Below are 14,612 nucleotides of genomic sequence, written 5' to 3'. Positions count from 1 at the left end.
TACACCAAGAATGAAGACCCTTTTTCCTATCACTATGAATATAATGGGTCCAGATTTTACAGGATCTCTTTTTCTTGGTGATTGACCGTTACCATATCTTCCACCTGAAGTAATAGGCTGTTGCCGTTCCCCCCGTTATTCGTTTCTTAGGCTTTGTTCCTCAGTATGTTCTCACTGGTGATATAAGATGACGATAGGAGGAATTATCGCTTGGCTCGATTAAGACAGGTCTCATTGGACCGCCAAAACTTAGCTTTACCTCGTTTTCTTTTATCGCTTTTAAGGCATCCAATAAAAAACTTCCATCAAGTGATACACTTCCCCCCGCCTCACCTCTGATTGACTTGATGCTTTGCGTTTCTTCTATTTTCCCTAATTCCGATGAATTAGAAGATATCCTTAACTTACTATTATCAAGGATTTCGGTCGGAGGAAGCGGCTTATTATCACTTTCAGTCTAATATTGAGCGTAACTGGAAATTTTCTGCCATGACAGAAAATATGTAACTGAATATAGGTGGTATGGGTTTAATATGAGTCCTTTAGATGTTAAGATTCTTGGGGGAAGAGATTGAAAAATAGTAAGTAATATATACATAGGAGGAGTTCATCTTGAATCCTTATGCATTTTTGGCAATTGCCATCCTAAGTGAGGTGTTTGGCAGTTCGATGTTAAAAGTATCAAACGGGTTTAAAAGGTTATTCCCTTCCATTGGTGTGGTTATTGGGATGGGTTTGGCTTTTTATTGCCTATCGTTATCTTTAATAACCATCCCGCTTGGAACGGCTTATGCCATTTGGTCGGGAATAGGCACAGCTTTAACTGCTTTAGTGGGAGTTATCGTTTATAAAGAAAGCTTTAACCTGAAAAAATTTTTAGGTTTAGTCCTGATCATTGGCGGAGTGGTTGTATTGAAACTCTCTAGTGAAGGCACTTCTTAACAATTTAATAATCGGAGGTAACAACATGAAAGGATACATAGCTTTAGGAATTTCAATCATAAGCGAAGTATTTGGTACGACCATGCTTAAGCTATCTGAAGGCTTCACTCATTTATCCGCTACATTTGGGGTTATGATAGGATTTGGTATAGCATTCTATAGTTTATCTGTATGTCTTAAAACAATTCCGTTAAGCTTAGCTTACGCCATTTGGTCAGGAATAGGCACAGCTTTAACAGCATTGATAGGCGTGCTTATATGGAATGAGCCATTTAGTATCACTACATTAGGCGGCTTAGTATTAATAATTGGCGGAGTGGTTTTACTAAATGCTTCCCATACCTCCAAACAAGCGGAAGGAGAATCAAACTAAGTTTGACTCTCCTCCTCTCCCCGCTCATTCAAAAATATCAGTAGACTTCACCAAGTTCGCCGTGCAAAGTCCGTGAACTTGAATTTATCGGGTCTATGCCTGGATTCGCTATACTGAAACAAGCTTCCATCGATTAAATGGACCGTACTTTTCACAACTGCCACCATATCGAAGTCTTCAATGTCCAATAATTGTTTATCTTCTTCACTGCATGGCTCCACGGTAATTTCCTTATTTGAAAAACCAATCTGGAGCCCAAGTTCCTTTTCGATATATCCATAAATCGAATCCTCACAAATTTCCTTTGACAGGTTGCTTACGAACTCGCTTTTGAAATAGTCTTTGTCCAGGATGATTTTCTTCCCATTGATTTGCCGAATCCGGAAAACCTTCCATACTTTACCATCATCAGTTAAGTCTAGAAGCTTGGCCATATTTGAGTCGGGGGTCTCAAGCTCCAACTTATGAATGATCGTTTTGGAATTCAAATTCAACTTTTCCACCATTTCTTTAAAGGAAATCAACCCTGCTACAGGAAAATTGAATTTGCTGAAATCCAAGACAAATGAACCCTTGCCTTTGATTTTATGGATATATCCATTTTGTTCAAGCAACTGTAGGGACTTTCTCACAGTATCCCTGGATATGTCATACTCTTCCATGAAGCTGCTTTCGGAAGGAAGCTTTGAATTTGTCGGAAAGGTTCCTTCTTCAATTTTTGAAACGATATCACCATATAGCGATAGATATTTGCTGTTCATTTCATCACCACAATATATTTTTCTTAGTCTGCTACTCGTCCTTTTTCAACAAATAGACAACCGATTCATAGGGACGGAGGATAAAATCACCTGCAAGTTCTTTCGAATCGATATAGTTTGAGAGCAGGAGCTCTGAGTTGTACCCGGATAGGTCGATATCATTTGGTATTTCGAAGGACGCTTCTTTTGCATAAAAGTTATTGATGACCAAAAGTTTCTCGTTTTCATAACTGCGTATATAAGCGAACAAAGCGTCATGGTCGCCAAGAATTTCCTGATAGTCCCCATATGCAATGATATCATGTTTCTTGCGTAAGAATATAAGTTTTTGGTAATGATGAAAAATGGAATCCTGATCCATCAGTGCGTGTTCAGCGTTGATGTTTTTAGCATGATCAGGCACCGCAATCCATGGAGTCCCTTTTGTAAAGCCTGCATGCTCCGTATCTTCCCATTGCATGGGAGTTCTCGAGTTATCACGGGATTTAGCTTGAAGGATTTCGATTATTTCCTTTTCATCCTTGCCTGCCTCTTTTAAAATATTGTAATAATTAATCGATTCCACGTCCCGGTATTGTCCAATATCATTGAATTTCGGGTTGGTCATCCCTATTTCCTCCCCTTGATAAATATAAGGGGTTCCCCTAAGCATATGAATGGCTGTTGCCAGCATCTTGGCAGATTCGTTATGATACTCTTGATCATTCCCGAACCTGGATACAATCCTCGGCTGGTCATGGTTGCACCAGAACAGGGCATTCCACCCATTTCCTTCTTGCATCCCATATTGCCAGCTGCTTAAGATTTCCTTTAACTGCCTGAAGTCAAAATCTGCAAGTGACCACTTTTCCCCGTTCTTATAATCCACCTTTAAATGATGGAAACTGAATACCATGGACAGCTCCTTTTCAACAGGAGCTGAATATTTGATGCAATGGTCAATGGTCGTCGATGACATTTCCCCTACTGTCAGCACCTCTTCATCCTTCCCGAAAGTTTCTTCATTCATTTCTTTGAGAAATTGATGAATCTTGGGACCGTCTGTATAAAAGCATCGTCCATCTCCATCTTTGTCATTTTCATAGATGTCAGGTTTCGAAATAAGATTGATGACATCCAAACGGAATCCTTTGACACCTTTATCCAGCCAGAAGTTTACAACATTGAAGATCTCCTGCCTCACTCTGGGATTTTCCCAATTAAGGTCAGCTTGTGTTCGATCGAACAAATGGAGGTAGTATTCATCATGTTCCGCTACATATTCCCATGCAGGACCTCCGAATTTCGAAATCCAATTGGTAGGGGGCTCTCCATCTTTCGATTTCTTGAAAATATAATAGTCCTTATATTCTTTATCTCCAGCCAATGCTTTTTGGAACCATTCATGCTCTGTTGATGTATGGTTGAATACCATATCCAACATGATTTGGATATCCCGCGAATTCGCCTCTTTCACCAATCTTTCGAAATCATCCATCGTCCCAAAAACAGGATCAATGGATGTATAATCGGCTACATCATATCCATTATCATTTTGCGGTGAACGATAAAAAGGGGTGAGCCAAATATAATCCACTCCCAGTTTATTCAGATAATCAAGTTTTTCAATAACACCATTTATGTCCCCGATGCCGTCACCGTTCGAATCCTTAAATGATTTCGGATAAATTTGATAGATGGTACTTTTTTTAAAATCCTTCATTGTAATTCCTCCTCTTCAATCCCCGATGTATCTTTCGTAAGTATCGTAAAAAAGAGGGAGAATGCTTCTCCCTCCGCGTTATCAAGCATTTAATTTCGTTGTTTTCGTTCTAGTTTTCAAGTTCATATTAGGACGTTTGGAGAATGCTATAGTCAAAATGAATGGCACAACGAATGCGACCAGCATAGCAAGTGCAAACATTCCCATATGCTGCGGCTGGATGGATAGGATACCTGGGATCCCTCCAACACCGATTGAGTTTGCCATCACTCCAGACCCGACTGAAACGATGCCTGCAAAAAGTGAACCGATCATACCGGCTAAGAACGGAAAGCCGTATTTCAAGTTAATGCCGAACATGGCTGGCTCGGTTACACCGAGATAACAAGAAATCGTGGCAGGTATGGAAACCTGTCTCTCCTCCTGGTCCTTTCTGTTGATGTAAATCATTGCTAGCACTGCCGTACCTTGTGCAATATTGGATAACGCGATCATCGGCCATAGGTTCGTACCGCCAAGTTCACTCATAAGCTGAAGATCGATTGCGTTTGTCATGTGATGCAGGCCTGTGATGACAAGCGGTGCATAGGCAAAGCCGAAAACGGCAGCAAATAGCCAGCCAACTGATGAAGTCAATCCGGAATATACAACCGTAGAAATGACAGAACCGATTTTCCAGCCTATAGGCCCCAGAATGGTATGGGCAATGATTACAGTTGGAAGTAATGCAAAAAATGGAACGACGATCATGGAAATGGAATTGTGCACTTTATCTCTCAAGAACCGTTCTAAATACGCCAAGACGAACCCTGCAAGTATCGCTGGGATGACTTGTGCCTGGTAGCCAATCATATCGACATGGGCAAAGCCGAAATCCCAAAAAGGTATATCACTTGCCTTTGTGTTTGCCACTGCATATGCATTAAGAAGCTGTGGGGAAACAAGGGTCAAACCAAGGACGATGCCGAGAATCTGAGTCGTGCCCATTTTCTTCGAAATCGACCATGTAATCCCAACAGGAAGAAAATGAAAAATAGCTTCACCTATCAGCCAAAGGAAGGCGTGCACCCCTGCCCAAAATTGTGAAATATCCACAAGGGTCTTTGTACTGTCATCGAACATTTTAATATCCCCGATGATATTGCGGAATCCAAGAATGAGGCCGCCAACGACTATGGCAGGAATCAGCGGGGTGAAAATATCCGCAAGATGTGCAATCATACGCTGCAGCCAGCTCATATTCTGTTTTGCTGCATTTTTCACATCTTCTTTTGACGCTTCCTGAAGTCCAGCTATGGAAACGAATTCATTATAAAACGATGATACTTCGTTCCCGATTATGACCTGGAACTGGCCAGCTTGTGTAAATGTTCCTTTCACAAGCTTAATCGATTCGATATTCGTTACATCCGCCTTGGCGGGATCTTTCAGCGCAAAACGCATTCTTGTTGCACAATGCGTAACCGTCGCAATATTTTCTTTCCCTCCGACATGTTGGAGCAAATCCGTTGCTGGTTCTGTGTATTTACCCATCTCACTACTTCCTTTCCCTAGAAAGCAAAATATTGTTGTTTTTATAACCTGTACGTATAGGTTCTGTATACGCTTTCATATTATCCTGTACGTACAGGATATGTCAAGAACTTTTTCCCCCACTTTAAAAGAATTGATTATCATGGACTTTCATTTACGATTCTGTTCTTGCACATATGGATTTTGATAGCATTCATATTATCCCGTGATTTTAGACGAGTAGCTGAAAAATTCAGAAATAAGGTATAATGAAGATATAACCTCTCAATTTATATTTTAATGGTTAGAATTTAGCAGGGAAATGGGGATGAACTTATGTCTGAAACTAATAAATTTCCACTTATATCAGGTAATCTTTCACTGGATTTAGTGAATACGGAAATGGTCAGTCGTGGCCAACGGCAAGACTTATTACTATCAGAACGGGATATGCTGGACTGGCTTACTGTAATAAAAGGGAATAACTCATATTTGGATAATCAGTTATCCCCAATAATTAAAGAGAGAATTCAACGAGTATTTGCAAGCATTCTAGAAATGCGTACTATTTTAAGAAAACAATTTGAATTAATAGCAAATGGGAATTCGATTCCTGATGGGTTAATCGCCTATTTGGAAAAAAAAATCGAAAAATCGCCTTTCACATATAAATTAAGTGATCAAAAACTGGTTCCCATACCTGTTGGAGAAGCGGAAAATATCCTGCAATCTTATATTGCCTTCGACTCATTAACTTTAATTGAAAAAAATAAGCTGTCATCATTAAAGCGATGCTCGAATGATGATTGCGTCCTGTTATTTATCGATGAAAGCGGAAGACGCAAATGGTGTTCAATGAAAATATGCGGGAATAGGAAAAAGGTAGCCAGATTTCAACACCGGAAATCTGATGATGAATGAAGATACACACCTTATTAAGTTTGTCAGAATGTAAACAAATTTTGAAGTAAGCTTGTTGCCTGCAGTTTATTCATTATAAAACGATTCCAGTTAATTTCTTCACATCCATTTGGATTTCATAAAACAGTAAAATGATTCGGGTTGAAACTATTCTGAACCTCCTCTTGTCAACACACCGAGTTGGCTTTTTTTGCTATTTTTGGATTTTTAAACTAACCACTAAAAATTATTTTGACGGGTTAGTCCATTTCATGTAAAGTCTAATTATATAAAAAAGGAGGGTTCACTTTGGACCGTATTTCAGCCGCGAGGCATAATGAAAAACGCTTATTTCATATTCATTATTTATCGAAGATGAAGGGAAAAGGAAGAAGCCCTTTACAAATAGATGTAAAGGACGCAATAACGGGGTTGATTGGGGGATTTTTAACTATATTCGCCTTAATTCTTTTAACAAAAATAACATCAGCAGTGTGGTTAATGGCTCCATTTGGTGCCAGCTGTGTGCTGGCGTTCGGTCTGTGGAATGCACCATTGTCACAACCGCGTAATATTATAGGCGGTCATTTTATTTCAACATTCGTAGGTTTAGCTTCCTATCATTTTTTTGGCGATGAACCTTGGGCAATCGGCTTGGCTGTCGGATTAGCAATTGCGGTGATGATGCTGACAAAAACGACGCACCCGCCAGCTGGAGCAGACCCGCTTGTAATCATGCTTGGCCAGTATGGCTGGAGTTATTTATTTACTCCTGTTTTAACTGGTGCCGTGATAATCGTTTTACTGGCATTGTTAATTAATAATTTGCGCAGCAATCGGAGCTATCCAACCTTTTGGATTTGATTGCTTTTTAATGTGGATGAAGCATAATTTTTCAATGTTTCACTATCATGAAATAATAAACGAGGAACGCTCAGACTCCTCGTTTTTGTCAACCTTAATTGCTGTATTCCTGTTAATTAAGTTCTCCCTCGCTTTTCAATAACCTTTATCATCCATCATTTAGTTTGACTTGCGTTTCAGCAACTTCCACTCCGTTCACAAGGAGTGATATTCGATGGATCCCCATGTAATGTCGACGTGTCGTCAGGTTTTTCCAATTGTGAATCCTCACTCTTTCAACTCCTTCACCATCTGAGAAATCCCTATCTGCCAATAGGAAAATTTTACGAGAAGTTTTCTGATTTGCTTTCACAAAATCGATGGCATACTCGATGCGAAGTTTCACAGTGTTCTTTCCTTGAACTTGAAAACCGAAATGAAGTTCACTCGTTTCCCCAATAAAAATCGAATCTGGTTCATTTCTAATAAATGCGTTTGTAATGATATTCGGATTATTCAATATATCCGTGTATCCAAATAAAGAAAGGACTTCTGGATCTGCTTGACGAACTAAGGTCCTGCATCCCCGTCGAATAATCCAAATCGTGTTGGGTTCTCCGCTTTCATACCAGCGCTTAGCTGTTTCTATTACAGTTTTCGGATGATCTTTGGCAATATCATTCAAGTTATTGGCCACACTTTTGCGAACATATAGGGACGGATCGTTTTTCAGGTTCTCAAGTAATTCCAAGACGGGTGCCGGATCGGATTTGAACATCGGTAAAGATTGGCCCCAAGGTAACCTGGGCCTGCATCCCTCACTAGCCAGCCTGCGGACATGCTCATCATCATGATTGGTCCATCCCTTCATCTTTTCGATCATTAAAACGGGATCAAGTAAGATAAAAGCACGGATTGCAAACTCGGAGGATGACCTTGCTGTAAAACGCTCCAACGCATCTAGCGATAACGGCCAATCTTTCTTATTCATTCCATGTACCTCTACAAAATCAGGGAAAAATAAATATCTAAAACCCTCACAATCCTTATCAAGCCGATACAAAATATCCAAAGCCTCTTGATAATCTCTTGGAAGATGCTTTCCAAGAGTAATGGAAATGTGCCTTATTCGTTCTTTTAACTTCCTCTCGTCCCAATGCTCATCAATTACTTCCCCTTTAAACGATTCAGTAGAGAAGGACGGATGGACACCCTTTACTTTTTCACCGAATTCACGAATGAACATTTCATTATATAAATCCTTTAAAGGCTCAGCCATTTCATTCACTTCTTTTCTTCAGGTTAAATTTGCTTTTGGATACTTGCACTGCCTATCAGCTATCATTTCAAACTATGTTATGCACGATACGATCATTAAAAAAGGAAGTTTACTTTACAGAACAAGTCTGTCCAAAATCAAGTGAAGTTCATTCATCACTATTAGGAATGACTGCATAATAGCTGATTCTATAGAAATCTATAAACCTCTTTCCAATAGATGTAATCTTTGCACCAGAACCCGTTTCCCATAAGTCCATCTAATATCCCCATACAAAATCCCTCCAGGATTTTTCCTTTGTGTATAGTATGATAGTAGTAACATATAAAGTAAAATATTTCTAGCATATTAATGAATGAATCAAAACGACAAAAAGCCCACTCTAAGAGCAAGGGCCTGCTTCTAGCTTTTATCAAAGAAAAAGGGTCAGTCCCACTGAGTTAATACTTTAACACAGTGGGGACTGACCCCATTATCTATTGGACATTTTGATTTTTGCTTTATCTGACCTTTCTTATCTATTTAATTGTTTCACCTTTACAGGCTTTCTTTCCTTGCTTAATTTGATGATTTGACCGATAATACTGATGGCAATTTCTTCTGATGTTTCCGAGTCAATTTCCAAACCGATTGGAGAATGGACCTGCTCCAACTGTTCTTGCGTGACCCCTTCACTTTTTAACTTTTCAAATATGCTTATGACCTTGCGTTTACTGGCTACCATCCCAACATATGCAATCGGAAATTGCAGTGCCGTTTTTAATACAATATCATCACAATCTTTTGTAACAATTACCACATATGATTTTTCACTTAGGTTGGCTGCGAGCAAAGCCTTTCCAATATCCTCGTTCACAAAAAGGTTTGCCGCATTCGGAAAGCGTTCCTTTGTACAATAACCAACGCGATCATCGACAATGCAATAAGGATATTCAAGGAAATCAGCAAGCTTTGCCAACGCATGGCCTAAATGACCGGCCCCAGCCAGAATGAGTTCAGGCCTGCTTGTATAGACTTCAATAAAGACCCGTAACGTGCCGCCACAATTCATCTGAATTCCGTCTTTTGCATGTTTATTCAATTTATATTCAACGATTTTCGATTGTCCATTTTGGATCGCCTTTACACTATCTTCAATCACATAGTGTTCAGCCAAGCCCCCTCCGACAGTCCCTTCAATGGTACCATCCCGGTAGACAATCATTTTTCCAACATGCCTGGGAGTCGAGCCCTTTGATTCAATAATCATGGCTAAAGCAAAGGTTTCGTTTTGACGCGTCAGCATGGCCACTTTTTCCATCAGCTGCATGAAAAGCTCCCCCCTATCTTTAAACATTAATTCGGTTGATATTGCTTCATGCTAAGAAAATAACGTAAAAGATGTAACGCGACGGTTTTTCTGTATGCCGCAGTGGAGCGTTGATCGTCGATTGGTCTAATGATCTTATCGAAGGCTGCCACAATTTCAGCGATGTCTGCATCGGCTAATGGTATCGTTTTTCCAACCAGCTTTCTCTCAATATCAATGGAACGAACCATCGTAGGTCCGACCGCCCCGAAGGCAAATCGAATGTCATCGATTCGATCTTTGCTTATCCGGACAAAACCCGCAAACGATACTTTGGCAATGGCATCTGCGTTGCGGTTGCCTACTTTCTCGAAAACGACATGTGAATCTCCTAATACAAACGGCAGAATAATCTCCGTTACCATTTCATTGTGAAAGCGTTGAACCTGTCGTGGACCTTGAATGAAATCGCTAATCGCGACCATGCGATCACCATTTACGGAGCGCAACAGAAGCTTTGCATTGTATACATATAACAAAGGAAGCATGTCACCGGCTGGAGAGGCGTTGCATATATTACCGCCTAATGTTCCCCGGTTTCTAATTGCCGGGGCAGCAATTGTTTTAATTGCATTCTTTAAAGCAAAAGGAATCAACGGATTTTCAAGTAATTCACTATAGGTACAGCAGGCCCCGATGTGGAGATCCTTGTGATGTTGATACACCTGCTTTAATTCGGAAAGATGATTAATGAAAACAATCGGTTTAGGGATTTTTGGAGGTACTCCCCTTCTACTTTTGTGAAGGACCATAACATCGGTGCCTCCGGCTATGATTGCACAATCTTCTCTATTCAATTGGCTCAAAGTTTCGTCTAAACACTCGAAGCGATACGCTGTTATTTTCTCTATCATAAGCCATCACCTTTTTTAGCTGCTAGGTTAATCGCATCAACAATCATATTGTAGCCCGTACAGCGGCACAGATTTCCGGAGATGCCCTCACGAATTTCAGCCTCTGAAGGATGAGGATTTTCAGATAACAAAGCTGCACTTGCCATAATCATTCCCGGTATGCAATAGCCGCATTGCACTCCCCCGGCTATGGAATAGCTTTCATCTAAAATTTTAAATTGTTCCGTTTCAATGATGCCTTCGATCGTTTGAATATCGGCACCAGCAATCGAGCCAATTGGAATAAGGCAGCTGTTTTGCAGGAGGTTATTCACAAAAACACTGCAGGCTCCGCACTCCCCTTCACCACAGCCTTCCTTTGTTCCGATTAACTCAAACTCATCTCTTAATAAATCTAGTAATCTTGCTGTAGCAGGGGCGTCAGTTTCTACCGTTCTTCCATTTAGTGTGAATGTAATCAACCCTCTTCACCTTCTTTCATCCAAAGACTTTCAATAATGACTTCCGGTGTAATCGGAATTTGCTGAAAAGAAGTGTGCAGGGCATCCTCAATCGCAGCTTGGACTGCTGGAGCGCCTCCGATTAAAGTCAATTCACCTGCGCCCTTCGCCCCGTATGGACCATCAGCATAGGGGTTATCAAAGACCTTGCTTTCAATTGAAACAATATCCAAGGAAGTCGGCGGTCCATAATCCGATATGCTTTTTTGTTGGATTCTACCTTGTTTTGACGTCATCTTTTCCAGATAACCGTATGCTAGCCCTTGAGCCAAACCACCGTCAATTTGGCCTTTCATAATCCGTTCATCGATGACCTTCCCAACTTCATAATTGCCGTATACTTTTTCTAACTTTAAATTACCTGTTAACGTATCAACTTCTACTTCAACTATATTAACGCCCCATGAATAAGCCGGGTACGCATCTCCAGTGAAGGTTTTTTCATCCCAAGGAATCATTTCACGGTGAACATAATGCTCAACCACTTCCTGTTCCACCCCTGTTTGCCACTGATCCTTAAGTTTTTTTGCGGCCCGTTCAAGCAATTTTCCGACAATCATCGTCGTCCTGGAAGCTACGGTCGGACCCGAGTCGGGAACCTCTTTTGTGTCGGGGTAAGGGTACAAAATATCTTCGAACGGAAGGTTAAGTTCTTTGGCGACAATTTTACACAACGTCGTCAAAATACCTTGTCCCATATCAGAGTTTGAGATTTTTAGTGATACCTGGTCGTCCTTTGATTTAACCAGTTTCACCTTTGCTTTAATATGATCTCTTTCGCCACTGCCAGTAAATCCACAGCCGTGGAGGAACAGCGAAGTTCCTATCCCTTTTTTATAGCGCTGATTTTGTTGATTTAAGCGCTGAAAGTCTTCTTTTTTCTTATTGTATTCTGACACGGTGAGTACGTCCTCAATCATATCTTCCACTAATATCGGGTCGCGGAATTTACCTTTGGTGATGGTGGGATCTCCTTGTTTGACGAGGTATTTTCGTTTATAATCAAGCGGGTCGATTTTTGCCAGTTTACTAAGATGTCCAATATGACTTTCGATTCCGGCAAAGCTTTGAGGAGCACCAAAGCCTCTGAAGGCGCCGTTCGGAACGGTATTGGTTTTTAAGACATAGCCTTTTGCATGAAAATGCGGAATTTTATAAACACCAGCACTGTTTAATAATGCGCGCTGCAGCACGACAGAGCTCAATCCAACATTTGCCCCTCCATCGAGAAAGAGGTCAACACACATGCTTAAAATATTTCCTTCCTTATCAAGGGCTGTCCGATATTTGAGTTTGGCTGGATGCCTTTTCGTCGTTACCAGCATATCCTCAGAACGGTCGAACACGAGCATTACCGATTTTTTTACTGCTCTTGCGGCAACGGCTACGTGACAAGCCATCATAGAAGGATAATCCTCTTTTCCGCCAAAACCTCCGCCGGTAGGACTTTGAACAACCCTGACTTCATCGTCACCACAGGCTAATGCGCTTAGCAATGCATTTTTTATATAATAAAGACATTGCATCGATCCCTGGACGATAATTTCATCTTCCTTATAAACGGCGAGCATTCCTTGCGGCTCAAGATAGACATGCTCCTGATAACCCGTATCATATTCTTCTTCGATGATTTGATGGGCTCCCTGCTCGATAGCTGAAATGTTTTCTAAGCTTTCCCCAAATTCATAGCTTGCCAAAACTAAGGATGCTGATTTTTGCTTGATCGCTTCGTCCAATGTATAGATAGCCTGATGTTCTTCAAATTCAACCTTCACTTCATTTAACAAACTGTACAGGATATCCAGGTCTTTGCCCGTGAGCATGAGAATTGGCTCACCAATATAATTGACCCACTCATAGGCAAAAATGGGCTGATCTTCTTTGATAATTTTGACATAATTCGGTCCGGGGATATGCTCTGCTCCAACAGCTTCATACCCTTCCGGAAGATTAGGTAATTGAATGGATATGATTTTTCCATAAGCAATTGGCGATCGATACAAAACACCATAAACCATATTTTCCACTTTTACGTCACTAATATAGGGCAACTGGCCCGATACTTTACCTTTATGGTCCTTTTTGGGCACTGAGGTGCTTATGTCTTTGAGATTCATTGCAACAACACCCTTCAACTCATTTTTTTAATGGGACATATTCTGAATAGAAACCTCTTCCAATGATTTTATCAATGAGAATGATCTTTTATGATTCATTTCTATTCAAGATTTTCGTAGTTTTTATTTTTATTTTCATTTCGAGAAATTCAAAGCATTATCATAATCAATGGCTTTTTGATAATCCTCCGGTGTATCAACATCCATTAATACTCCCTCATCATCTACATTCATGTATTGCTTTTCGTAACCGTCCAGGACCACACGCAAATTACTTTCTGGATTGGTTTCGAGAATTTTCTGTTTCACTACGCTTGATAATTTAATGGGATGGCCGCCTTTATAGTCAAAGCTCGGAATAACCACGTTTCCTTTGTGTTTTGCTAGTAGCTGAACAGTCTCTTTTTTTACAAGCGGACAATCGCCGGGTGTTATAAAGAAGGTTGGGGCATTCACTTCGTTGCAGCCCTTTTGAATGGAATGAAACATTCCCTGGTCAAAGTCTTGATTATAAACAAACTTGATCTGAAATGAATAGGCATTTTCACTGATGATTTTGACAATTTCCTCTTGTATGATTTCCGCTTGAAATCCAGCTACGACGATGACCCTGCTGCATAAGCCTTCAAATTTAGAGATCGTTTGCTCCAACACGCTCATTTGCCCCATCGGCAAAGTCATTTTAAATGCATTCGCTCGGCTGGAATATCCAGCAGCTAGGACAATCGCTTCCATTTTCATCACCTTCTACCTATCATTTTTCTTAAATCTCACAATAAAAGCACAAGCGGAGGCAGGATTTGCTGTATGGACTATTAAGAGAACATAGTGTTTTTTCTTTATATGCGTAAAAGCCTCATTATATTACTTATGGTACGATTAACCGTAGTTATTTAAGAGGCAAAAAAAACAGACAGGATAAATATTTTCCTGTCTGTTTTAGTTTATTCAAAATAAGAATCAGAATCATTTCACCCCTGAATTTTCACAACATTGAAGGTATAAACTATGTTCCCACATACTATATGTGTAGAGTGCAGAGGTAGGAAATATACAAAATAAAGATGAGATGCAGTGGTACATCTTTGCTTATCTATTTTACTTGTTCATGAATTAAAGGTATACATCACGGTAATTTAACTCAGTTAGTTTCACCTTTTATAACTCCTAAAGATATCATTATCTTTAACCTTATTATGTTACACTGTAAATAATTCTAATGAGATGGGCATCGCCATCTTCATGAATACGTATTTGTTTATAATAATGTATATATATTGATTTAAAAGTGGAATTACCTTAGAATTAAAACAAAGATTACCTTTTTAGGATATCGAACCCACCAACCTTTAGCAAAGAATGGAAGGGTTCAATGAAAGGCATTGTCGGTAGAAGTCTCCTTTACGGGACTGCTAACGACAATGCCTTTTTCTTTAACTAAATCTAAATATAGGAAAGACAAAACATTTCTAATAAAAGAA

Annotated in this window: 14 protein-coding genes; 4 read left to right on the top strand and 10 right to left on the bottom strand. The window is 40.0% G+C overall.

Translation table 11 applies throughout. From position 1 onward, the window contains the following. Window positions 1–160: 160 nt before the first annotated feature. Entirely contained in the window at window positions 161–421 is a 261-nt protein-coding gene (locus OTG27_RS17385) for a hypothetical protein (RefSeq protein ID WP_268937595.1), read from the bottom strand. 191 nt (window positions 422–612) lie between these two features. Here OTG27_RS17385 and OTG27_RS17380 point away from each other — a divergent pair, with 191 nt between their 5' ends. Both OTG27_RS17380 and OTG27_RS17375 read left to right on the top strand, forming a co-directional pair. Beyond that, on the top strand, window positions 613–942 hold the full coding sequence (locus OTG27_RS17380; protein ID WP_054396540.1) for a DMT family transporter: 330 nt from the start codon (window positions 613–615) through the stop codon (window positions 940–942). 25 nt (window positions 943–967) lie between these two features. Next, the gene (locus OTG27_RS17375; protein WP_268937564.1) at window positions 968–1,315 is read left to right on the top strand and encodes a DMT family transporter; all 348 of its coding nucleotides are present in this window, start codon (window positions 968–970) and stop codon (window positions 1,313–1,315) included. 47 nt (window positions 1,316–1,362) lie between these two features. Here OTG27_RS17375 and treR read toward each other — a convergent pair whose 3' ends face one another. The 3 genes from treR to treP all read right to left on the bottom strand — a co-directional run bounded on the left by treR (window position 1,363) and on the right by treP (window position 5,311). Further along, window positions 1,363–2,076 carry a trehalose operon repressor gene (gene treR, locus OTG27_RS17370; protein WP_268937563.1) on the bottom strand — a complete coding sequence of 238 codons (714 nt, stop codon included), beginning with the start codon at window positions 2,074–2,076 and terminating at the stop codon, window positions 1,363–1,365. Between the two features lie 31 nt (window positions 2,077–2,107). Then, the gene (gene treC, locus OTG27_RS17365; protein WP_307730109.1) at window positions 2,108–3,778 is read right to left on the bottom strand and encodes an alpha,alpha-phosphotrehalase; all 1,671 of its coding nucleotides are present in this window, start codon (window positions 3,776–3,778) and stop codon (window positions 2,108–2,110) included. A gap of 81 nt (window positions 3,779–3,859) precedes the next feature. Continuing rightward, on the bottom strand, window positions 3,860–5,311 hold the full coding sequence (gene treP, locus OTG27_RS17360; RefSeq protein WP_268937562.1) for a PTS system trehalose-specific EIIBC component: 1,452 nt from the start codon (window positions 5,309–5,311) through the stop codon (window positions 3,860–3,862). 315 nt (window positions 5,312–5,626) lie between these two features. Between treP and OTG27_RS17355 the strand changes: the two genes are divergently transcribed. Continuing rightward, on the top strand, window positions 5,627–6,211 hold the full coding sequence (locus OTG27_RS17355) for a CGNR zinc finger domain-containing protein (RefSeq protein ID WP_268937561.1): 585 nt from the start codon (window positions 5,627–5,629) through the stop codon (window positions 6,209–6,211). A 288-nt stretch (window positions 6,212–6,499) separates the two neighbouring features. Then, window positions 6,500–7,054: an HPP family protein gene (locus tag OTG27_RS17350; RefSeq protein ID WP_268937560.1), complete on the top strand. Its 555-nt coding sequence runs from the start codon at window positions 6,500–6,502 to the stop codon at window positions 7,052–7,054. Window positions 7,055–7,202: 148 nt separating this feature from the next. Here OTG27_RS17350 and OTG27_RS17345 read toward each other — a convergent pair whose 3' ends face one another. The 6 genes from OTG27_RS17345 to OTG27_RS17320 form a co-directional block, all read right to left on the bottom strand. After that, window positions 7,203–8,312, bottom strand: a complete 1,110-nt coding sequence (locus OTG27_RS17345) for a DNA alkylation repair protein (protein WP_268937559.1) — start codon at window positions 8,310–8,312, stop codon at window positions 7,203–7,205. 514 nt (window positions 8,313–8,826) lie between these two features. After that, a complete protein-coding gene (locus OTG27_RS17340) occupies window positions 8,827–9,621 on the bottom strand; it encodes an XdhC family protein (protein WP_268937558.1) in 795 nt (264 codons plus the stop codon). A 26-nt stretch (window positions 9,622–9,647) separates the two neighbouring features. Further along, complete coding sequence (locus OTG27_RS17335) at window positions 9,648–10,514, bottom strand: FAD binding domain-containing protein (protein WP_268937557.1); 867 nt, start codon at window positions 10,512–10,514, stop codon at window positions 9,648–9,650. After that, the gene (locus OTG27_RS17330) at window positions 10,511–10,975 is read right to left on the bottom strand and encodes a (2Fe-2S)-binding protein (protein ID WP_063576666.1); all 465 of its coding nucleotides are present in this window, start codon (window positions 10,973–10,975) and stop codon (window positions 10,511–10,513) included. The genes OTG27_RS17335 and OTG27_RS17330 overlap by 4 nt, the downstream gene beginning before the upstream one ends. After that, window positions 10,972–13,131, bottom strand: a complete 2,160-nt coding sequence (locus tag OTG27_RS17325) for a xanthine dehydrogenase family protein molybdopterin-binding subunit (protein WP_268937556.1) — start codon at window positions 13,129–13,131, stop codon at window positions 10,972–10,974. The genes OTG27_RS17330 and OTG27_RS17325 overlap by 4 nt, the downstream gene beginning before the upstream one ends. Before the next feature lie 135 nt (window positions 13,132–13,266). After that, window positions 13,267–13,866, bottom strand: a complete 600-nt coding sequence (locus OTG27_RS17320) for a nucleotidyltransferase family protein (protein ID WP_268937555.1) — start codon at window positions 13,864–13,866, stop codon at window positions 13,267–13,269. Window positions 13,867–14,612: the final 746 nt, after the last annotated feature.

The organism is Peribacillus sp. AS_2, assembly GCF_026891895.1.
GTDB classification, from domain to species: Bacteria; Bacillota; Bacilli; order Bacillales; family DSM-1321; genus Peribacillus; species Peribacillus frigoritolerans.
The sequence above is the reverse complement of the archived record's forward strand: the minus strand, read 5'-3'. Positions and strand labels throughout refer to the sequence as shown.